13 protein-coding genes are annotated in these 20,209 nt (G+C 71.4%); 11 read left to right on the top strand and 2 right to left on the bottom strand.

Features of this window, described 5'->3' with window-relative positions; translation table 11 throughout:
• Window positions 1–64: 64 nt before the first annotated feature.
• Window positions 65–682 (bottom strand): glycine zipper 2TM domain-containing protein, encoded by a 618-nt coding sequence (locus AC07YZ_RS22325; protein WP_494796402.1) that lies wholly within the window; start codon window positions 680–682, stop codon window positions 65–67.
• Between the two features lie 216 nt (window positions 683–898).
• Between AC07YZ_RS22325 and AC07YZ_RS22320 the strand changes: the two genes are divergently transcribed.
• From AC07YZ_RS22320 to AC07YZ_RS22300, 5 genes are all read left to right on the top strand, one after another.
• The gene (locus AC07YZ_RS22320) at window positions 899–1,138 is read left to right on the top strand and encodes a hypothetical protein (protein WP_226492339.1); all 240 of its coding nucleotides are present in this window, start codon (window positions 899–901) and stop codon (window positions 1,136–1,138) included.
• A gap of 57 nt (window positions 1,139–1,195) precedes the next feature.
• Entirely contained in the window at window positions 1,196–9,730 is an 8,535-nt protein-coding gene (locus AC07YZ_RS22315; protein ID WP_494796445.1) for a GH36-type glycosyl hydrolase domain-containing protein, read from the top strand.
• A 166-nt stretch (window positions 9,731–9,896) separates the two neighbouring features.
• Complete coding sequence (locus AC07YZ_RS22310; protein ID WP_494796401.1) at window positions 9,897–10,616, top strand: Crp/Fnr family transcriptional regulator; 720 nt, start codon at window positions 9,897–9,899, stop codon at window positions 10,614–10,616.
• A gap of 109 nt (window positions 10,617–10,725) precedes the next feature.
• Window positions 10,726–10,905 carry a hypothetical protein gene (locus AC07YZ_RS22305; RefSeq protein WP_494796400.1) on the top strand — a complete coding sequence of 60 codons (180 nt, stop codon included), beginning with the start codon at window positions 10,726–10,728 and terminating at the stop codon, window positions 10,903–10,905.
• Window positions 10,906–10,928: 23 nt separating this feature from the next.
• Window positions 10,929–11,483, top strand: coding sequence for a hemerythrin domain-containing protein (locus AC07YZ_RS22300; protein WP_494796399.1), 555 nt, complete (start codon window positions 10,929–10,931; stop codon window positions 11,481–11,483).
• 161 nt (window positions 11,484–11,644) lie between these two features.
• Here AC07YZ_RS22300 and AC07YZ_RS22295 read toward each other — a convergent pair whose 3' ends face one another.
• Window positions 11,645–12,781 carry an OmpA family protein gene (locus tag AC07YZ_RS22295; RefSeq protein WP_494796398.1) on the bottom strand — a complete coding sequence of 379 codons (1,137 nt, stop codon included), beginning with the start codon at window positions 12,779–12,781 and terminating at the stop codon, window positions 11,645–11,647.
• A gap of 268 nt (window positions 12,782–13,049) precedes the next feature.
• Between AC07YZ_RS22295 and AC07YZ_RS22290 the strand changes: the two genes are divergently transcribed.
• The 6 genes from AC07YZ_RS22290 (at window position 13,050) to AC07YZ_RS22265 (ending at window position 19,832) form a co-directional block, all read left to right on the top strand.
• Window positions 13,050–13,751: a Crp/Fnr family transcriptional regulator gene (locus AC07YZ_RS22290; RefSeq protein WP_494796397.1), complete on the top strand. Its 702-nt coding sequence runs from the start codon at window positions 13,050–13,052 to the stop codon at window positions 13,749–13,751.
• Window positions 13,752–14,268: 517 nt separating this feature from the next.
• Window positions 14,269–14,766: a peptide-methionine (R)-S-oxide reductase MsrB gene (gene msrB / locus AC07YZ_RS22285; RefSeq protein ID WP_494796396.1), complete on the top strand. Its 498-nt coding sequence runs from the start codon at window positions 14,269–14,271 to the stop codon at window positions 14,764–14,766.
• Window positions 14,767–14,768: 2 nt separating this feature from the next.
• Window positions 14,769–15,353 (top strand): peptide-methionine (S)-S-oxide reductase MsrA, encoded by a 585-nt coding sequence (msrA, locus tag AC07YZ_RS22280; RefSeq protein WP_494796395.1) that lies wholly within the window; start codon window positions 14,769–14,771, stop codon window positions 15,351–15,353.
• A gap of 156 nt (window positions 15,354–15,509) precedes the next feature.
• Window positions 15,510–16,247 (top strand): ABC transporter ATP-binding protein, encoded by a 738-nt coding sequence (locus AC07YZ_RS22275; RefSeq protein ID WP_226492347.1) that lies wholly within the window; start codon window positions 15,510–15,512, stop codon window positions 16,245–16,247.
• Window positions 16,248–16,254: 7 nt separating this feature from the next.
• Window positions 16,255–18,624: an ABC transporter permease gene (locus AC07YZ_RS22270; RefSeq protein ID WP_494796394.1), complete on the top strand. Its 2,370-nt coding sequence runs from the start codon at window positions 16,255–16,257 to the stop codon at window positions 18,622–18,624.
• Window positions 18,621–19,832 carry an efflux RND transporter periplasmic adaptor subunit gene (locus tag AC07YZ_RS22265; RefSeq protein WP_494796393.1) on the top strand — a complete coding sequence of 404 codons (1,212 nt, stop codon included), beginning with the start codon at window positions 18,621–18,623 and terminating at the stop codon, window positions 19,830–19,832. Before AC07YZ_RS22270 ends, AC07YZ_RS22265 begins: the two co-directional genes overlap by 4 nt.
• The last annotated feature ends 377 nt before the right edge of the window (window positions 19,833–20,209 follow it).

Raw genomic sequence — 20,209 nt, 5'->3', positions numbered from 1 at the left:
GGCTCCGCCGGACGGCCAGTGCCGCCCCCCTGGGGGGGTAGCGCGAAGCGCTGCGGGGGGGACTCTACTCGCGTGGCTCGCCGTTGCCGTTGACGGTGAGGCTGCGCCCGGGGGGCGAGAGCATCTGCGCGCGGTGCGTGATGCCGCGGAAGCGGTAGGTCACGTCCCAGTAGGCGGGTTCGCTCTGGCTGTTGACGGTGCTGCAGCGCTGCACCTCCTGCGTGCTCACCGGGTTGCCGTAGCGGTCGCGGCCGACCTGGGAGCCGATGGCCGCGCCCGCCACCACGCCGCCGGCGGTGGCCAGGTCCCGGCCGCTGCCGCCACCGATCTGGTGCCCGATCACCCCGCCGATGACCGCACCGACGATCGCGCCACCGACGTTGGCCGCGGGGCGCTGCGGCACCTGTTCACGTTCCATCCAGCAGCGCTGCTCGGTCTGGCCCATGACGGCGCGGACCGACAGCACCTCGGCCTCGTAGAGGGTCTCGTTCTGGCGGCGGCGGTAGTCGCGCCGCTGTTCGCGCTGGCTGGGGTAGGTCTGCACCTGCACCGGTTCCTGCGCCATGGGTTGTTGCTCGTACACCGGGTAGGGCACGGCGCAGCCGGCCAGGCCCAGCGTGGCGGCGGCTGCCAGCCAGACAGCGGTCTGGCGCAGCGTGAAGAGGGGTGTGGGGTTTGACATGGGGAATCCTTTGCGTGAGAGGAAGCGTTGTGGGTCGGGCCTCAGGATGGCCCCCGCACCGGGTGGCGTCTGTACGCTGACGAACACCCGGGCGCGCAGGTGGCGCTGGCGGATCGGTCTGTTCGTCAACGTACAGACACGTGGTGGCCCAGTCGGTACAAGGGGTGACGCGGGGCGCTGCCTGGCAATCCCCCACCCCCGATCCTGGAGAAGATCATGTCAACCCATTCAATGGCCCCCCACTGGGCCACCTCGTCGTTGGGCCACCCGGCGGACATTTCGGCGCTGGAGCGCTCGGCGCTCAGCGACCACCTGGCCCACTGCGGCGCCCAGCGCGGGCGGCTGCAGGTGTTGTGGAGCGGGGCCGACGAGCTCCAGGGCATCCTGGCCGGGCGCGTGATCACGTCGGCCGTGGTGCTCACGCTGCTGTTCGGTGGCTCCTGGCTCATGCTGTAAGTGGTTGCCACCAGCTTGCAGGCGCAATGGGCCTGGGTTCCACCGAAGATCGAGCGCATGCTCGACGCGGCGCGCGGCGTCGCACTCGAACCGATCCGCTCCGAGCTCTTTGGCGTGGCCCGCTTCGAGCAGCACGGCCGCAGCCTGGGCGAGTCGCACCGGGCCGGGCGCGCGGGCTTCGGCCAGGCCACGTTCTATCCCCGCCTGCAGAGCAACATCCGCAGCCTGCGGGCGGCCTACCAGTACATCGCGCACGAGGCCCACGAAGGGCACGACATCAGCCCCGCGGCCGAATGGCTGTTTGACAACTTCCACCTGATCGAAAGCCAGCTGCGGGAAATCCGCGAAGGCCTGCCGGCGCGCTACTACCGTTCGCTGCCGGTGCTGCAGGACGCCCCGCTGGTGGGACTGCCGCGTATCTACGGCGTGGCCTGGGCCTTTGTCGCGCACACCGACAGCGCCTTCGACGAAACCCTGCTGAGCCACTTTCTGGACGCCTACCAGGACTCGCGCGAACTCAGCCAGGGCGAGCTGTGGGCGCTGCCCACCACGCTGCGGGTGGTGCTGGTGGAAAACCTGCGCCGCCTGGCCGACCGCATCGCCAGCCACAAGGCCGCGCGCGACCTCGCCGGCCTGTGTGCCAGCCGCATCGGCGAGCTCTCGCTGGGGGCGGTCACGTCGATGCGCGAGCTCATGGAGCAGCGGGGTGTGGGCGATGTCTTTCTGTCGCACCTGGCGCAGAGCCTGGTGGGGCACGCCACCGCCGCCAGCGACTCGCCCCTGGCGCAGGTGCGCCGCTGGCTGCAGGACGTGGTGCCCGACCTGGCCGCGCTGCAGGCCCAGCACCACGCCGCCCAGGCCGCCGACCACCTGAGCGTGGGCAACGCCGTGACCGCGCTGCGCCTGATCGGCGCGGCCGACTGGCCCGACATCGTAGCGCGCACCAGCCGCGTGGTCCGCGTGATGCTGCGCTCGCCGGTGTTCAAGGCCGAGGACGACGCCACGCGCGACAGCACGCTGCACGGCATCGAGCGCCTGTCCACCCTGAGCGGGCAGGGCGAGGCCGCCGTGGCCCAGGTGCTGCTGGTGCTGATGGACGGCGCCAGCGGCCCCGCCGCGCTGGCCGGCCACTGGCTGCGCGGCGAAGGCCGCGCCACGCTGGAGCAGTCTCTCGGCCTCAGGCACCGGGTGGCGGGCCTGTGGCGCGCGTTCAGCGGGTTCTCGCGCACGCCCGCCTACCTGGGCGCCATGGGGGTGGGCACGCTGCTGCTGGTGGCCTGGCTGCTGCACCGGCCCGACTGGCTGGCCGCGGGCGGGCCGGCCCAGCTCGGCAGCGTGCTGGTGGGCCTGGTGATGCTGCTGCCCGCGTCCGAGGCCGTGGTGGCCGTGCTCAACCGCCTGATCGGCGAGTCGGTGAAACCCGCGCACCTGCCGCGCCTGCTGCTGGCCGATGGCATCCCGCCGCAGGCCCGTGTGATGGTGGTGGTGCCGGCCCTGTTGAACCACCCGGCCGGCATCGCGCAGACGGTGCACCGGCTGCAGCTGCACCACCTGGCCAACCCCGAAACCAACGCCCAGTTCGCCCTGCTCAGCGACTGGTGCGATGCCGACACCGAACACCGGCCCGAAGACCAGGCCCTGCTGTCGTACGCGCAAGACCAGCTCGCCGCGCTCAACACGCGCCACCCGGTGGCGCCGGGCCGCCCGCCGCGTTTCCTGCTGCTGCACCGCGCGCGCAGCCCGAGCACCACGCAAGGCCAGTGGCTGGGCTGGGAGCGCAAGCGCGGCAAACTGGAGCAGCTGGTGGCCGCGCTGGCCACCGGAGCGCCCGGGCCCTTCTTCGAGCTCGGTGAACTCTCGTGCATGGCGCCGCACACGCGCTACATCTTCACGCTCGACAGCGACACCCAACTGCCGCCGGGCCGCCTGCGCACCCTGGTGGGCGTGGCCGAACACCCGGACAACCAGCCCCGGCTGGACGCCAGCGGGCGGCGCGTGCTGCAGGGCTACGGCATCCTGCAGCCGCGCGTGGTGCCGCCGCTGGCGGGGGAGGGCGTGCGCACCGCCTGGCAATGGCTGTTCGACGGCCAGGCCGGCATCGACCCCTACAGCGCCATGAGCTCGGACGTGTACCAGGACCTGTTTGGCGAAGGCAGCTTCACCGGCAAGGGGCTGCTGCACGTGGCCACGCTGCACGCCGTGCTGGGCCAGCGCCTGCCGACCGAGCAGGTGCTCAGCCACGACCTGCTCGAAGGTGCCCTGGTGCGCTGTGCCGTGGTGACCGACGTGACCCTGATCGAGCCCGAGCCCGACCACACCGACGCCGCCGCCTCGCGCCTGCACCGCTGGGCCCGCGGCGACTGGCAGCTGCTGCCCTTCCTGCTGCGGTCCCGCCAGTGGCCGCTGGGCGCCATCAACCGCTGGAAGCTGTTTGACAACCTGCGCCGCTCGCTGGTGGCGCCGGCCTGCCTGCTGCTCGTCGGCCTGGCCATGGCGGGCCTGGGCCTGTCGCTGCCCGCCGCGCTGGCGCTGACCGTGGCCGCCTACACCGCCGGCCCGCTCATGGGCGCGCTGGCGGGCTGGGTGCCGCGCCACTGGCGCCTGCTGGGCCAGCGGTACGCGGTCGCCGCGTCGCAGGACCTGCTGCGCGCGCTGGGTGGCGGGCTCTGGCACCTGGCGCTGCTGCCGCAGCAGGCGGTGCTCGCGCTCGACGCCGTGCTGCGCACCCTGCACCGGCTGCTGGTGAGCCGGCGCCACCTGCTCGAATGGACCACCGCCGAAGCGGCCCAGGCCGGCCTGGGCACCGGCCTGCTGCCCACCCTGTGGCGCCACCGCGCCGAGCCGCTGGCCGCGCTCACCCTGGCGGGCCTGCTGTGGCTGTTCGTGCCGGCCCCCGGCGCGCTGGCGCTGGCCGTGCTCGGGCTGTGGGCGCTCGCGCCGCTGCTGGTGTGGCTGGGCAACACCCCGCGGGCACGCCGCCCCGCGCTGGCGGCGGCCGACCGCGAGCTGCTCGAAGGCGTGGCGCGCGACACCTGGCGCCTGTTCGAGCGCTGCGTGGACGCCGACAACCACCACCTGCCGCCCGACAACCTGCAGACCATGCCCTACGAGATGGTGGCGCACCGCACCTCGCCCACCAACATCGGCCTGTATCTGCTGAGCACCGCCTGCGCGCGCCAGTTCGGCTGGATCGGCACGCAGGACCTGCTCACCCGGCTGGAAGCCACGCTCGCCACCCTGCAGCAGATGGAGCGTCACCGCGGCCATTTTCTGAACTGGTACGACACCCGCACCCTGCAGCCGCTGCCGCCGCGCTACGTGTCCACGGTGGACAGTGGCAACCTCAGCGCGCACCTGCTCACCGTGGCCCAGGCCTGCAGCGAGCTGGCCCACGAGCCACACGCCGCACAGCCCGGCGCCGAGGCGCTGCGCCTGTCGCACCAGCGGCTGCGGCCGCGCCTGGCCCTGCTGCAGACCCTGCTGCACCGGCCGCTGGAGCAGACCGCCATCGGCCGGCTGCTGGAAACCCCCATGCCCGAGCCGTGCGAGGCCGCGGCCTGCGCCGCCTTCTTCGCCCTGCTGCAGGAAGCCAGCCACGAGCTGGGCGGCCTCACGCAGGCGCGCAACCCGGCCATCGTCAGCCACGTCACCACGCCGCAGGACGAACTGGTCTGGCTGCTGAGGGACCACCTCGCCACGCTGCACTCGGCCGGTCAGGACGCCGCCGCGATGGGCGCGGGCAGCTGCGAGCGCACCACCGGGCGCCTGCGCGAACTCGCCGCCGCGCTGGAGGCGCTGGCCTGGGCGCCGGACTTCCACTTTCTCTACAGCCCCAAGCGCCACCTGCTGCACATCGGCTACCGGCTCGAGGAGCAGCAGCTCGACGCCAGCTTCTACGACCTGCTGGCCTCGGAATCGCGCAGCACCAGCCTGCTGGCCATCGCCAAGGGCGAGCTGCCGGTGCGCCACTGGGCGGCGCTGGGTCGGCCGTTTTTTGCCAGCGGACGGCGCGCCGTGCTGCGCTCCTGGTCGGGCTCGATGTTCGAGTACCTGATGCCCTCGCTGGTGGTCGCCGAACCGCGCGGCAGCGCGCTGCGCGAAGCCGGGCGCTCGGCCTTGCAGGAGCAGATGGCTTTCGTGGACGGCACGGCCATGCCCTGGGGCATTTCCGAGAGCGCCTACGCCGGGCAGGACCACACCCTGGCCTACCAGTACGCGCCGCAGGGTGTGCCGCGCCTGGCGCTGCGCCGCACCCCGGTGGCCGAACGCGTGATCGCGCCCTATGCCACCGTGCTCGCCACCCAGGTGGATCCGGCGCTGGCCTGCGACAACCTGCGGCGTCTCGCCGCGCTGTCCGCGCGCGGGCGCTACGGCTTTTTCGAGGCGCTGGACTACACCCCCGCGCGGCAGATCCACGGCGAGCGCTTCACGGTGGTCCACACCTTCATGGCGCACCACCAGGGCATGAGCCTGGTGGCGCTGGCCAACGTGCTGCGCGGCGGCGTGGCGCAACGCTGGGGCATGGCGCATCCGCGCATGGAGGCGGTGGGCTCGCTGCTGCACGAGCGCGCGCCGCGCGAGCTGCCCGCGCTGCAGGCGCCGCTGCGGCTGCCGCTGCCGCTGCAGGCCCTGCAGAGCCGCGCGCCGGACCACATCCGCACGCTCATGCCAGGCGCGCAGGCGCTGGAGCCCACGCACCTGCTGGGCAATGGGCGCTACAGCGTCACGCTGCGTGCCAACGGCGCGGGCTGGAGCCGCTGGGGCCAGACCGGCATCACGCGCTGGCGCGACGATGCGCTGCGCGACGCCTGCGGCAGCTTCGTCTACCTGCGCCTGGACGCCGCGGGCGCTCCGGTGTCGGTCACGCAACACCCCGCGCCCGACCCGCACGCGGTCTACAGCTGCCGCTTCCACACCGACCGCGTGTGTTTCGATGCGGTCTGGCCCGAGCTGCGGATCAACACCACGGTCTGGGTCAGCCCGGAAGACGACATCGAACTGCGCAAAGTGGTGCTGTCCAACCTGAGCGATCAGCCCATCGAGCTGGAGCTGATCTCGGCCTTCGACGTGACCCTGGCCAGCCACGCCGCCGACGAGGCGCACCCGGCGTTTTCCAACCTGTTCGTCAAGACCGACTGGCTGCCCGAGCAGCAGGCGCTGCGCTGCGTGCGCGCGCCGCGCCTGGTGACTGAAAGCGCGATGCAGGCCGCGCATTTCGTGGCCGACACCGAGGGCGAGGTGCTGGGGCTGCGCTGCCAGACCGACCGCCTGCGCTGGCTCGGCCGCCACCACACGCCGGGCCAGCCGCTGGCGCAGATGGACCCGGTGCCGCTGGAGGCCGGCGCGCTTGAAACCGGGCTGGACCCGGTGGCCGCGCTCGGGGTGCGGCTGCGCATCGCGCCGGGCGCGCAGGCCATCGTGACCTTTGCCACCGCCGCCAGCGACGACGCGGCCACGCTGCGCGCCGTGATCGACAAGTACCGCCAGCCCAGCTACGTGGCGCGTTCCTCGGTGATGTCGGCCACGCTGGCCGGCATCTCGGCGGTGCCGCACCGCCCGCGCACCGACTACCTGCCCGCGCTGCACGCCCTGACCACCGCCCTGGTGCTGACGCTGCCCAGGATCGACCCGCCGCTGCCCGGCCTCGCGAACGCGCCGCCGCACGGCAGCGACCGGCGCCTGCTCTGGCCGCTGGCGATCTCGGGCGACCGCCCGCTGCTGCTGGTGCACGCCGGCGCGCCGCAGGGCCTGGGCCTGTTGCGCGTGCTGGCGCAGGTGCTGCGCGAGTGGTCGCGCGCCGGTGTGGCCTGCGATGTGGTGGTGCTCAGCCACGAGGCGCATTCGTACCACATGCCGCTGCAGCGCGAGCTCACCCTGCTGCTCGAACAGCACGCGGCCGACCTGCAGACCCGCCCCGGCCCGGCCGTGACCGGCCTGCACCTGCTGCGGGCCGACGAACTCTCCACCGAACAGATCGGCACGCTGCGCCACCTGGCGCGCGTGCAGCTGCAGGCCGACGGCCAGGCCCTGCTGCACCAGGTGCGCGGCTGGTGCGACTGCCACGAAACGCCGGTGGCGCGCCCCTGGCGCGGTGAGCCCGCCGTGCCGGACCCGGTGCCGCTGCGCCTGGGCGAGACCGCGGCCGCACCGGCCGAGGGCGTGTTCGCGCATGACATCGGCGCCTTCGCCTTCGAGGCGAGCTCCACGCAGACACCGCAGAGGCCCTGGTGCAACGTGCTGGCCAACCCCGGCTTCGGCGCGCTGGTCTCCGAGAGCGGTGGCGGCAACACCTGGGCCGGCAACAGCCGCCTGAACCAGCTCACCGCCTGGGCCAACGACCCGGTCGGCGATCCTCCGTCCGAGTGTTTCCTGCTGCAGGACCGCCGCACGCGCGAGGTCTGGAGCGTGGCGCCGTCGGCCTGGGCCGCCGAGGGCATCGGCTACCAGGTGGTGCACGGCCAGGGGCTCACCACCATCAGCCACCGGCGTGGTGCGCTGGCCGTGTCGGTCAGCTGGTGTGTCGACCCCGACACCGCGGTCAAGCAGGTGCGCATCCGGCTGGCCAACCACGGCAACGGCAAGGCCCACCTGCGCATCACCGGCCTGGTGGAGTGGATGATGGGCGAGAAGCGCAGCGATCGCGGCAGCCTGCTCTGCAGGCCGTATTTCGTGAGTCCGCCCGGCGCCGGCCTGATCGGGCTGTTCTGCACCCAGACCGAGGCGGCGGGTGGTTTCGGCGAGGGGACCGCCTTCTTCTGCGAGTCGCACGAGGGCGTGGACGACCCCGAGGGCATGGACTGGACCTGCGACCGCCGCGCCTTCTTCGACCACCGGGGCCAGCTGGTGCTGCCGCAGCGCCTGGGGCAGCGCAGCGGCTTCGGGCTGGACCCGTGTGCGGCGCTGTCGCGGCCGGTCACGCTGCGCCCCGGCGCGTCGCTCGATCAGGTCTTTCTGATCGGCTACGCTCCCAGCCCCGAGGCGGCGCGCACCCTCATGCGCCAGGCCACCGCCAGCAACGCCCGCGAGCGCGAGCGCCGCACTTCGGCACGCTGGGACGCGTTGCTGGGCACGACCCAGGTGGCCACGCCCGACCCGCTGTTCGACACCCTGGTCAACCACTGGCTGCTCTACCAGACCGTGTCCTCGCGCCTGTGGGCCAAGGCCGGTTTCTACCAGGCCGGCGGCGCCACCGGCTACCGCGACCAGCTGCAGGACGCGATGGCCCTGGTGGGGGCCGACCCGGCCATCTTGCGCGCGCAGATCGTGCTCTGCGCCTCGCGCCAGTTCGGGGCAGGCGACGTGCAGCACTGGTGGCACGCGCCGGGCGGCGCTGGCGTGCGCACGCACTTTTCAGACGATCTGCTGTGGCTGCCCTACGCCACCACGCACTACCTGCAGGCCACCGGCGACACCGCCCTGCTGGACGAGACCGCGCCCTTTCTCGACGGCGCGCCACTGCCCGAGGGCGCGGAAGACCGTTACGACACGCCCGGCATCAGCGCCGAGACCGCCAGCGTCTACGAACACGGCGCGCGCGCCATCGACCGCAGCCTGCCGGTGGGCGCCCACGGTCTGCCGCTGATGGGCAGCGGCGACTGGAACGACGGCATGAACCGCGTCGGCAGCGAAGGGCGGGGCGAGTCGGTCTGGCTGGCCTGGTTTCTGTGCAGCATCGTGGCCGACTGGCTGCCGCTGGCGCGCGCACGCGGCGAACGCGACCGGGCGCGCGCCTGGGAAACGGCGCTGACCGGCTGGCGCGTCGCGCTGGGCAGCGAAGCCTGGGACGGCGCCTGGTTCAAGCGCGCCTTCTTCGACGACGGCAGCCCGCTCGGCTCGGCCACCCAGGCCGAGGCCCACATCGACCTGATCGCGCAGGCCTGGAGCGTGCTCTCGGGCCAGACCTCGCCCGAGCGCCAGCGCCTGGCGATGGACGCGGTGGAGGCTCAACTGGTGGACCGGGAGCATGGCCTGATCCGCCTGCTCGACCCGCCGCTGCAATACGCCAGCCCGAGCGCCGGTTACATCCAGGCCTACCCGCCGGGCGTGCGCGAAAACGGCGGGCAGTACGCCCACGCCGGCGTCTGGGCGCTGATGGCCGCGGCCACCCTGGCGCAGCGCGAGCCGGGCAACGCCGCCGCGCAGGACACGCCTTACCGCTATTTCACCTACCTGAGCCCGGCCCACCGCGCGGCGCACGCCGACTGGGGGCCGCGCTACGGCGTGGAGCCCTATGTGATGGCGGCCGACGTCTACAGCCAGCCGCCCTACGAGGGCCGCGGCGGCTGGAGCTGGTACACGGGTGCTGCGGGCTGGCTGCACCGGGCCGCGCTGGGGTCCATCCTGGGCCTGCAGATCGGCGCCGAGGACCTGTGCTTCACCCCCTGCCTGCCCACGCACTGGGCACGGGCCGAGCTGACGCTGGTGCGCAACGGTCGCCACATGCGCTTTGTGCTGGTGCGCGGCGACCCGCAGGCGGCCCTGGCCGCCTGCACCGAACCGCATGCCCGTTTGCTGCGGGTGGGCGAGCCCCTGCGCTGGACCGATCTGCCGAAAAACAGCTGTTGCGTCGTGCCGCTGCCGCCCGCCGCCTGAGCCGCGACGTGGACAACCCGCCCCTGGCCACCGCAGGGCGGCCACCGTACGTCAGCGTACAGACAGGGCCCCTGTTTGTCTGTACGCTACCGGACACACTACGCTGCCCGGCTCTCCCGCCGGGCGGGTGGGCGACGAACACAACCACACCAGGGGACTACGAACAATGGACACTGCACCGGACCAGTCGGCCAATGACTTGCTGGCCTCGATGCCCGCGCCCGAGTGGCAACGCGTGGCGCCCCTGCTGGAGGCGGTGGACCTGCCGCTGGGCCTGGTGCTGTACGAGTCGGGCAGCAAGATGAGCCACGTGTACTTCCCCACCAACGCCATCGTCTCGCTGCTGTACGTGATGGAAAACGGCGCCTCTGCCGAAATCGCGGTGGTGGGCAGGGAGGGGCTGGTGGGCATTGCGCTCTTCATGGGTGGCGAGACCACACCCAGCCGCGCCGTGGTGCAGAGCGCGGGCAAGGGCTACCGCCTGCGCGCGGCCGACATCAAGGACGAGTTCAACCGCTCCGGGCCGGTGCTGCACCTGCTGCTGCGCTACACCCAGGCGCTCATCACCCAGATGGCGCAGACGGCGGTGTGCAACCGCCACCACTCGCTGGACCAGCAGCTGTGCCGCTGGCTGTTGCTGAGCCTGGACCGCCTGAGCGGCAACGAGCTGGTGATGACGCAGGAACTGATCGCCAACATGCTCGGCGTGCGCCGCGAGGGCGTGACCGAAGCGGCGCTCAAGCTGCAGAAGCTGGGCATGATCCGCTACGCCCGCGGGCACATCACGGTGCTTGACCGCGACGCGCTCGAAGAACGCGTCTGCGAGTGTTATGCCGTGGTCAAGAACGAGTACGACCGGCTGCTGCCTCACCGCATCGCGGTGTGAGCAGGGGCGCCGGGTTCGTGCGGTGTCGCACAGACGCTGCCGGGTGGCAACCTTTACAAAGACACACGGATGGGCGCGTTGTGCGCAACTCCAGTGCCAGGAACTTGCCATGATCGAACTCGCCAACAAAGTCACCACGCCCCAACCGCTCGCGCCCCAGCCACCGGACAACGCCGTGACCGGCGAAGGCACGCCGCCCACAGGGCACCCGCTTCGGCCGGTGCACCCGCCCACCACCACCGACACGCCGCCGGCCACGCCGGGCATGCCGCCCCCGCGGCCCGCTTGAGCGCGGCGGCCCTGGAGCCACCGATGCGGCCCAAAGCCGGCTTGCGCGCCCGCGACGCCCTCGACCAGTTGCGGCTGGACTACGAGGTGATCCGAAAGCTGCTGCGCGAATACGACGGCCTGCGTCTGGTGGAAGGCTGTGCCCCCGCGCGCAAGGCCGAGATCGTGGACCGGCTGTGCGACGCGCTGAGCCTGAACGCGCAGATCGAGGAAGAGATCTTCTACCCGGTGGTGCGCCCGGTGCTGGGCTGCAATGTCCGTGCCCAGGCCGCGCTGTGGGACCACACCCCGCTGCGCCACCTGATCGCGCGGCTCGACGAGATGGACCCCGCCGACCCCGCCTACGACGGCACCGTGATCGACCTCGGCGACTGCGTGCTCGCGCGCATCGAAGAGGCCCGGGCGGTGCTGTTCGTGGAGGTGCGCGTGGTGGGGTTGGACACCGCCGCGCTGGGCGAGCAGATGGCCCGCTGGCGCCGCGCGCAGCAACAGCAGGACCTCACCCTGGTCGGCCTGCCGCAGGCCCCCGCGGTGCCGGCGCCAGGCTGGCCGGTGGACTGCCGCTTGACGCTGGCGTGAGGCCCGTCAGCGTCAGCGCCTGAGCCGTTTCGCCGCTCGCGCCTCACAAAGCCAGAGCCCAAGAGAAAGCCCGCCCCCAGCGGTATCGCTGGCGGCGGGCTTTGGCCTTTGCGCCTGCTGCTGCCCCACAGGGCACGGCAGGCGCTCAGGAGGTCAGAGGCTCAACGGGTGCCGTTGACTTCCACTTCCACGCGGCGGTCGGGCTGCAGGCAGTTGATCAACTGGGCGCGCGACTGTTTGTCGGAACAATCGCCCGCGGCGGTCACGGGCTGGCTCTCGCTCTTGCCCACGGCGCTGATCAAGGCCGGGTCCACCTTGCCGTTGCTCACGAGGTAGTTCTTGACCGAGGCGGCCCGCTCGTCGGACAGGGTCTGGTTGTAGGCGGTGGAGCCCAGGCGGTCGGTGTGGCCTTCGACGCTGATCGACTGGTAGCGGGTGCCGCCGAGCTGGTTGCTGAACTTGTCCAGTTCGGCCTTGCCTTCGGGCCGCACGGTGGCCTTGTCAAAGCCGAACAGCGTGTCGGCCGAGAAGCTCACGCGCTGGGGCGCGGGGGCCACCGCCACGGGGGCGGGCATGGGGGCCGCCGCCACCGGTGCCGGCATCGGGGCGGGCGCCACATAGACCGGGGCCGCGGCCACCTGAGCAGCGGGCGCACGGCCGAACGGGAACACCAGGCTGACCGAGACGACGTCGGCGTTGGTGCGGTGGCCGGTGGCGTTCTTCAGGCGGTAGCGCTCCAACTCGCCGCGGACCCACACCGAGGACGACATCTCGTATTGCACGCCCAGGCCGACCTTGTAGTTGGTGTCGTTGTGTTTGCTGCGCGAGGAGATGCCCGCGCCCGCACCGGTGCCGCTGAAGCGGTCTTCGGACCAGGCGTGTTGCGCGCCCACGCGGGCCAGGGCCGAGAAGCGCTCGGTCAGCGGCATGGTGCCCACCAGATCCAGGTTCATGCCATGGACCCGGGTTTCACCGGACAGCGTGCCGAAGGGCGCGGTGTTGGTGGTGAAGCGGTTCTTGCCCAGGTCGAAATAGCCACCCTCGATGGCGAGGTTGCGGTTGAACTGGTAGCCGCCAAAGATCTTGAAAGCGGTGTCCTTCTCGTCGCTGGCGGTGCCCGAGGTGTTGACGCCAGGCAGCAGGATGCCGGTGGTGCGCGGGGCGTCGAGCTCCGTGCGCGACTGGCCCACCGAGCCACCGCCGTAGAAGTGGCTGGTGTCCTGCGCGTACGCCGACGATGCCAGGAAGGTGGCCATGCCGGCGAGGCCGAGCAGGTGGAGGACGGACGTTGATTTCATGGAGGTCTTTCTCGCGTCAGAGACGCATTTGCGCGGAGTGCACCCCCCGTTTTTAGGGCGTGGTGTGCACAGCGTCCGTGCGCTGGAATACATGTGCGCAATCGCCACAGTGCCGGCCCGAAAAGCCCTTGTGTGCGCTGGCAGACAGTCAAGCCCGTTCGCGGCGCACACACTGTTTTTCGGTTCACCGCGGGCACGTTGTCCGGGGCGGATTCCATGACGCCATCCCTTTCGGCTGGCGCCGAACCACCAAGGACACCCCACATTCATGGCACATGCCGACAACCTCCTGCTGCAACAGCTGCCGAACGCGGCGCGACGGCATCTGATCGACCAGTGCGAACCCTTCGAGCTGGTGTTGTCCGCCGAGCTCAGCGTGCGCGGCGAGCCGCTGAGCCACGCCTACTTTCCGCTGGAAGGCTTCATCTCGCTGGTGATCGACGTGGACCACTACCCGGCGCTGGAGGTGGGCATGGTGGGGCGCGAGGCCATGCTCGGTTCGGAGCTGGTGCTGGGGCTGGCGAAGACGCCGTGGCGCGCCCTGGTGCAGGGCGCGGGCAACAGCTGGCGCATCGGCGCCGAGGCCCTGCGCGCGGAGCTGGCGAGCAGCCCGGCGCTGCTGCAGGTGCTGCAGACCAGCCTGCTGGTGCGGCTGCACCAGCAGACGCTGGCCTCGGCCTGCGAGCGGTTCCACGAGATCGGCCCGCGCCTGGCGCGCTGGCTGCTGATGAGCCAGGACCGCGCCCAGGCCGACAGCTTTCACGTCACGCAGGAGTTCATGGCCCTGATGCTCGGTGTGCGACGCGTGGGCGTGACGGTGGCCGCCGGCGAGTTCCAGCACAGCGGTTTCATCGCCTACCACCGGGGCGAACTGACGGTGCTCAACCGCGCGGCGCTGGAGGAGCAGGCCTGCAGCTGCTACGCCGCCGACAAGCTGCTCCACACGGAGCTGACGGGCCACAAACACTAGGGTTCACGCCTTTCAGGGGCGTTTTCTTCCTGTGCCTGGTGGGCGCTGTCTATCGGGTGGCACCTCGCGGCTGCGGTGAGCGCAGCACCTCGTGGCCAAGGCGGGCAGGCCTTGGCAACAAAGGGGTGGGTTCACCACCGTTGGAGCGCCACGTCACTTCTTTGCTGCGGCAGGCGCTGTCCGGTGGGGGCGATTTCTGGGGCGGCTGTGACCGCCAGCCTGGGGCCGGGCGCGCAGGTGCGCGCTTCGTTTCTGACTCGCGGCCATTGTCTGAGCGTAGAGAGCGCAGCGAACGCAGCGAGTTTGGGCGCGCCGGCCCCAGGCTGGTGGGCACAGCGGAGTCGGCGCAAAGCGCCGACCGCCCCAGTATGAGCCCCCGCCGGACAGCGCCTGCCGCAGTCGCGAGGTGCAACGCGCGGCGCCAGCGCACCGGACCGGACCGGGGTGGGGCCTTTTCATTCGCTGTAAGGTTCCTACGCCAGGTCCGACTCACGGTATCGAAACAATGGAGACTGCCATGGAACGCAGAGACCTGTTGAAGCGCCTGACCGGCTGGTGCGCCGCTGCGGCGCTGCCCGCCAGCGCGCGGGCCGCACCCCCCGCTGCGCTGAAGAAGACCGAGGCTGAGTGGAAAAAGCTCGTCTCGCCCGCGGCCTACGCCGTGCTGTTCGAGCACGGCACCGAGCGCGCCGGCAGCAGCCCGCTCAACGCCGAAAAGCGCCCGGGCACCTATGTGTGCGCGGCCTGCCACCTGCCGCTGTTCGACGCCGCCCACAAATACGAGAGCGGCACCGGCTGGCCCAGCTTCTGGCAGCCGCTGCCCGAGGCCGTGGGCACCCAGACCGACTTCAAGCTGATCGTCCCGCGCACCGAATACCACTGCGCGCGCTGCGGCGGGCATCAGGGCCACGTGTTCAGCGACGGCCCCCCACCCACCGGCAAACGCTATTGCAACAACGGCCTGGCCCTGGCCTTCGTGCCCCAGGGCCAGGCCTTGCCCCCACTGAGGACCTGACCATGATGAAGACCCCACGTTTGCTGGCGCTGGCCGCGTTGCTGGCCACCGCCGCGGCCGCGGCCCAGGCGGCCACCGCCACGGCGGTCTTTGCCGGCGGCTGCTTCTGGTGCATCGAGAAGGACTTTGAAAAGCTGCCCGGGGTGGTGGAGGTCGAGTCCGGCTACACCGCCGGCAACACCGCCAACCCCAGCTACGAACAGGTCAGCGCGGGCCGCACCGGCCACACCGAGGCCGTGCGCGTGGTCTACGACCCGGCCCAGGTGAGCTATGCGCAGCTGGTCGAGTACTTCTGGCGCCACATCGACCCCACCGTGAAAGACCGGCAGTTCTGCGACGTGGGCAGCCAGTACCGCAGCGGCATCTACTGGGGCAACGAGGCCGAGCGCCAGGTGGCCCAGGCCAGTCGCGACGCGCTGCTGAAAAGCGGGCGCTTCAAGACCATCCACACCGAGCTGGCGCCGGCCAGCGCGTTCTACCTGGCCGAGGACTACCACCAGGACTATTACAAGAAGAACCCGGTGCGCTACAACTACTACCGCCTGTCCTGCGGGCGTGACGCGCGTGTGAAGCAGCTCTGGGAATAGCGCTGTGGTGGGCACCCCGGGCCGCGCGGCCCCGGGGTGCGTGCGTGGTGTCTGGCGGGCGCTTGATACAAGTCAGGGCCGGAAGCGGCATTGCTGCAATACTGTCCACGGGTCGCGCGTCCGCGAGGCCCTGGAACCGCTGCCACACCCGAACCCATGGATGCTCCCATCGCCCGCACCGAATCCGTGTTCCAGGCCCGCGGCCTGACCAAGGTCTATGGCGAGGGCGCGACCGCGGTGCACGCGCTGCGTGGGGTCGATCTGGACATCGTGCGCGGCGAATTCGTGGTGCTGCTGGGCGCCTCGGGCAGCGGCAAGTCCACCCTGCTCAACATCCTCGGTGGCCTGGACACGGCCACCAGCGGCACGGCCCAATGGACCCACGCGGGCGAGACGCACGAACTCATCGGCGCCGACGACGCCGAGCTCACACGCTACCGGCGCGAACACGTGGGCTTCGTGTTCCAGTTCTACAACCTGATCCCCAGTCTGACCGCGCGCGAGAACGTGGCGCTGGTGACCGACCTCGCCGAAGACCCCATGAAACCCGAAGACGCGCTGGCGCTGGTGGGCCTGGGCGAGCGTTTGAACCACTTCGTGTCGCAGCTCTCGGGCGGCGAGCAGCAACGCGTGGCGATCGCGCGCGCCATCGCCAAGAACCCCCAGGTGCTGCTGTGCGACGAGCCCACGGGCGCGCTCGACTGCGCCACCGGCGTGATGGTGCTGCAGGCCATCGAACACGTGAACCGCGAACTGGGCACCACCACCATCGTGATCACGCACAACGCGCCCATCGCCGAGATGGCCGACCGCGTGCTGCGCCTGGCCGACGGGCGCATCGTCGAGACCCGCGTCAACACGCACAAGGTGGCGGCGGCGGGCCTGAGCTGGTGAACGCGCCATGAAGGCCATCCACATCAAGCTCTGGCGCGACCTCCAGCGCCTGCGCGCGCAGGTGTTCACCATCGCGGTGGTGGTGGCGATCGGTGTGGCCGGTTTCGTGGGCATGTTCTCGGTGCACGAGTCGCTCAAGGGCTCGCGCGACGCCTTCTACCGCGACAACCGCCTGGCCGACGTGTTCGCCAGCGTCAAGCGCGCGCCGGTGCACCTGCGCGAGCGGCTGGCCGCGCTCGACGGCGTGGCCGAGGTCAAGCTCGACGTGGTGTTCGACGCCCAGATCGACCTGCCCGGCGTGGCCCCGCCCGTGACCGGGCGCTTCATCGGGTTGGACCTGGCCCGCGCGCACGCCGGCCGCCAGGGCTTGAACGCGCTCACGCTCAAGCGCGGGCGCTGGCCCGAGCGCGACGGCGCGCTGGAGGCGTTGGTGAGCGACCGTTTCGCCGTGGCGCGCAGCCTGAACCCCGGCGACACCGTGCACGCCATCCTCAACGGCAAACGCGAGCGGGTGCACCTGGTGGGCACGGTGGCCTCGCCCGAATACGTGTTCGCCTCGCAGGGCGGCGCGCCCGACGACCAGTCGTTCGGCATCTGGTGGATCGATGGCGACCGCATGGTCCAGGCCTTCGACATGCAGGGCGCGTTCAACCAGGCCGCGCTGCGGCTGGACGCGGGCGTGGTGGCGGCGCCCGTGCTGGCCCAGGTGGATCGCCTGCTCGAACCCTTTGGCGCGATCGGCGCCGTGGGCCGCGACAAGCAGCTCTCGGCCAAGATCGTGGAAGACGAGCTGGCCCAGCTCAAGGTGATGGGCACCGTGCTGCCGTCGATCTTTCTCATGGTGGCCATGTTCATCCTCAACGTGGTGCTCAGCCGCCAGGTGGCCACGCAGCGCAGCCAGATCGCCGCGCTCAAGGCGCTGGGCTACAGCGACGGCGCGATCGCCTGGCACTACATCCAGCTCGCTTTCGCCATCGCCGGGCTCGGCGTGCTGGCCGGGCTGGGCCTGAGCGTGCTGATCGGCCAGGGCATGCTCAGCCTGTACGACGAGGTGTTCCGCTTCAACCGGCTGGCCTATGTGACCCGGCCCTGGCTGGTCGGGGTCTCGGCGCTGCTGGCCGGCGGCGCGGCCGCGCTGGGCACCTGGACGGCGATCCACGCGGTGGTGCGGCTGCGGCCCGCGCAGGCCATGCAACCGCCCGCGCCGCCCGCCTACCAGCCCACGCTGGTGGAGCGCCTGGGCCTGCGCCGTTTTGTCAGCACCGGCGCGATGATGGTGATCCGCAACTTCGAGCGCCGCCCGCTGCGCGCGGCCTTCACCGTGACCGGCATCGCGCTGGCGGTGGCGCTGCAGATTTCGGGCGCGTTCTGGATCGACGCCATCGCGCACATCGTGGACGTGCAGTTCCGCCAGGTGCAGCAGGGCGACGTGTTGGTCAATTTCCACCGCCCGGTGCCGGTGAGCGTGGCGCGCGACCTCAAACGCCTGCCCGGCGTGATCGACGCCGAGCCCTACCGCACCGAGCCGGTGCGCGTGCGGCTGCGGGGGCGCAGCGTGGACACCGCGCTCACCGGCTACCGCAGCGACGCGCGGCTGATGCGCGTGGTGGACGACCGGCGCGGCGCGGTGGCGATGCCGGCGCAGGGCGTGGTGCTCTCGGCGTTGCTCGCGCGCGAGCTCGATGCCCGCGTGGGCGACCGCATCGACATGGAGTTCCGGCTCTGGAACCGCACCCAGGTGCGGGTGGAGGTGGTCGACATCGTGCAGAGCATGTTCGGCCAACTGCTCTACATGAACCTGGAGGCGATGAACACCCTGGCGCGCGACGGCGACGGCGTGGCCGACGCGGCGCTGCAGGTGGACCCGCGGGCCATGGACGCGTTCTGGGTCGCGGTGAAGGCTGCGCCGGGGATCAACGCGGTGTTCGACAAGGCCGGCTCGATGGCTGCGTTCAACGAGACCACCTCGCGCAACATGGGCGTCTTCAGCGGCATCCTCACGCTGTTCGCGGTGGCCATGGCCGTGGGCATCATCTACAACGCGGCGCGCATCTCGCTCTCCGAGCGCGCCTGGGAGCTGGCGAGCCTGCGCGTGCTGGGCATGACGCGGGCCGAGGTGTCGGTGCTGCTGCTGGCCGAGCTCGGCGCCGAGCTGCTGGTGGCGCTGCCCATCGGGGCCTTGACGGGCTGGGGGCTGGCCACGCTGATGATGCGGCTGATGTCGTCCGACAGCATCGACTTTCCGGTGATCATCGAGCCCTCGACCTACGCGTCGGCGGCGCTGATCGTGCTCGCCGCCGGCATCGCCAGCGCGCTGCTGGTGCGCCGGCAGATTGACCGGCTGGACCTGGTTTCTGTGTTGAAGGTACGCGAATGAACGAGAAGAAATCCTGGAAACCGGTTCGCCGCTGGGTGGTGGGCGGGCTGCTCGTGGCGGGCGCCGCCGCACTGGTCTACGCCGCCTACCGGCCGCGACCGCTTACGGTGGAAGTGGCCACCGTGGCCACCGGCACCTTCGAGCAGGCCATCGAGGAAGACGGCGTGCTGCGCCTGAAAAACCGCTACCTGATCACCGCGCCCACGCCGGCCACCCTGCTGCGGCCCACGCTGAAGGTGGGCGACGCGGTGAAGGCCGGCGACGTGGTGGCCACGCTGGAGCCGGTGGCGCCGCAGATGATCGACGCGCGCACGCGCACCGTGCTGCAGCAGCGCGTGGGCAGCGCCGAAGCCGCGCGCCGCGCCGCCGCCGCGCAGGCCCAGCGCCTGCAGACCGCACTGGCCCAGGCCACGCTGGAGGCCGAGCGGGCCGACAAGCTGGCGCGCGACAACTTCATCGCCCCCTCGGCGCGCGACCAGGCCGTGCTGGCGCGCCAGGCCGCGCAACAGGCGCTCAACGCCGCGCGCGCCGAGCAGAGCGCCGCCGATTTCGCCGCGGCCGAGGCCCGCGCGGCCCTGAGCCGCTCGGAGCCCGCGGCCGGCGCGAAATCGACGGGCCTGTGGTCGCTCAAGAGCCCGGTCGACGGGCAGGTGCTCAAGCTGCACCAGGACAGCGCGGTCGCGGTGACCGCGGGCCAGTCGCTGCTGGAGATCGGCGACACCGCAGCCATGGAGGCGGTGATCGACGTGCTCTCGGGCGAAGTGCAACAGATCCAGCCCGGCGCGCCGGTGCAGCTGTCCACCGGCAGCGGTGCGCCGGCCCTGGCCGGGCGGGTTACCCGCGTCGAGCCGGTGGCCTTCACCAAGGTGTCGGCCCTGGGCATCGAGGAACAGCGGGTGAACGTGGTCGTGGGCCTGGCCTCCGCGCCCACCGAGGCGCAGCGCCTGGGCGACGGTTTTCGCGTCGATGCGCGCATCACCGTGTCGTCTCAGGCGGGCGTGCTGCTGGTGCCCACCGCGGCGCTGGTGCGCGACGGTGATCAGTGGCGCGTGTTCGTGGTCGAAGCCGGCAAGGCGCGCGCCCGGCCGGTGGCCTTCCACGACCGCAACACCGAGGTGGCCTGGGTCAAGGACGGCCTGCGCGAGGGCGAGACCGTGCTGCTGTACCCGGGGACGATCATCACGGATGGCCAACCGGTGAGGTATTGATCCTTTCTTTCTACCGTCTGGCGTGAGCGGGCACCTTCTCTCAGGTGTTCGCACCTCGCGCGCTGCGGCAGGCGCTGTCCGGCGGGGGCTCATACTGGGGTGGTCGGCGCTGAAGCGCCGACTCCGCTGCGCCCACCAGCCTGGGGCCGGCGCGGCCAAACTCGCTGCGTTCGCTGCGCTCTCTCCGCTCAAACAATGGCCGCGAGTCAGAAACGAAGCGCGCACTTGCGCGCCCGGCCCCAGGCTGGCGGTCACAGCCGCCCCAGAAATCGCCCCCACCGGACAGCGCCTGCCGCAGCAAAGAAGTGTCTGGGTATTCCACCGGTGGCGAATCCACATCTCTTCTGCCAAGGCGCGCTGCGGCCTGCCCGCGCACG

It is taken from the genome of Hydrogenophaga sp. GW101-3F08, from assembly GCF_059424585.1.
This window is presented reverse-complemented; position numbering and strand designations above follow the sequence as displayed.

Excerpts from the sequence above, each read along its gene's own strand:
- AC07YZ_RS22320 (WP_226492339.1), top strand. The coding sequence starts at position 899 with ATGTCAACCCATTCAATGGCCCCCCACTGGGCCACCTCGTCGTTGGGC.
- AC07YZ_RS22305 (WP_494796400.1), top strand. The coding sequence starts at position 10,726 with ATGATCGAACTCGCCAACAAAGTCACCACGCCCCAACCGCTCGCGCCC.
- AC07YZ_RS22265 (WP_494796393.1), top strand. The coding sequence starts at position 18,621 with ATGAACGAGAAGAAATCCTGGAAACCGGTTCGCCGCTGGGTGGTGGGC.
- AC07YZ_RS22310 (WP_494796401.1), top strand. The coding sequence starts at position 9,897 with ATGGACACTGCACCGGACCAGTCGGCCAATGACTTGCTGGCCTCGATG.
- AC07YZ_RS22295 (WP_494796398.1), bottom strand. The coding sequence starts at position 12,781 with ATGAAATCAACGTCCGTCCTCCACCTGCTCGGCCTCGCCGGCATGGCC.
- AC07YZ_RS22290 (WP_494796397.1), top strand. The coding sequence starts at position 13,050 with ATGGCACATGCCGACAACCTCCTGCTGCAACAGCTGCCGAACGCGGCG.
- AC07YZ_RS22300 (WP_494796399.1), top strand. The coding sequence starts at position 10,929 with ATGCGGCCCAAAGCCGGCTTGCGCGCCCGCGACGCCCTCGACCAGTTG.
- msrB (WP_494796396.1), top strand. The coding sequence starts at position 14,269 with ATGGAACGCAGAGACCTGTTGAAGCGCCTGACCGGCTGGTGCGCCGCT.
- AC07YZ_RS22315 (WP_494796445.1), top strand. The coding sequence starts at position 1,196 with ATGCTCGACGCGGCGCGCGGCGTCGCACTCGAACCGATCCGCTCCGAG.
- AC07YZ_RS22270 (WP_494796394.1), top strand. The coding sequence starts at position 16,255 with ATGAAGGCCATCCACATCAAGCTCTGGCGCGACCTCCAGCGCCTGCGC.
- AC07YZ_RS22325 (WP_494796402.1), bottom strand. The coding sequence starts at position 682 with ATGTCAAACCCCACACCCCTCTTCACGCTGCGCCAGACCGCTGTCTGG.
- msrA (WP_494796395.1), top strand. The coding sequence starts at position 14,769 with ATGATGAAGACCCCACGTTTGCTGGCGCTGGCCGCGTTGCTGGCCACC.
- AC07YZ_RS22275 (WP_226492347.1), top strand. The coding sequence starts at position 15,510 with ATGGATGCTCCCATCGCCCGCACCGAATCCGTGTTCCAGGCCCGCGGC.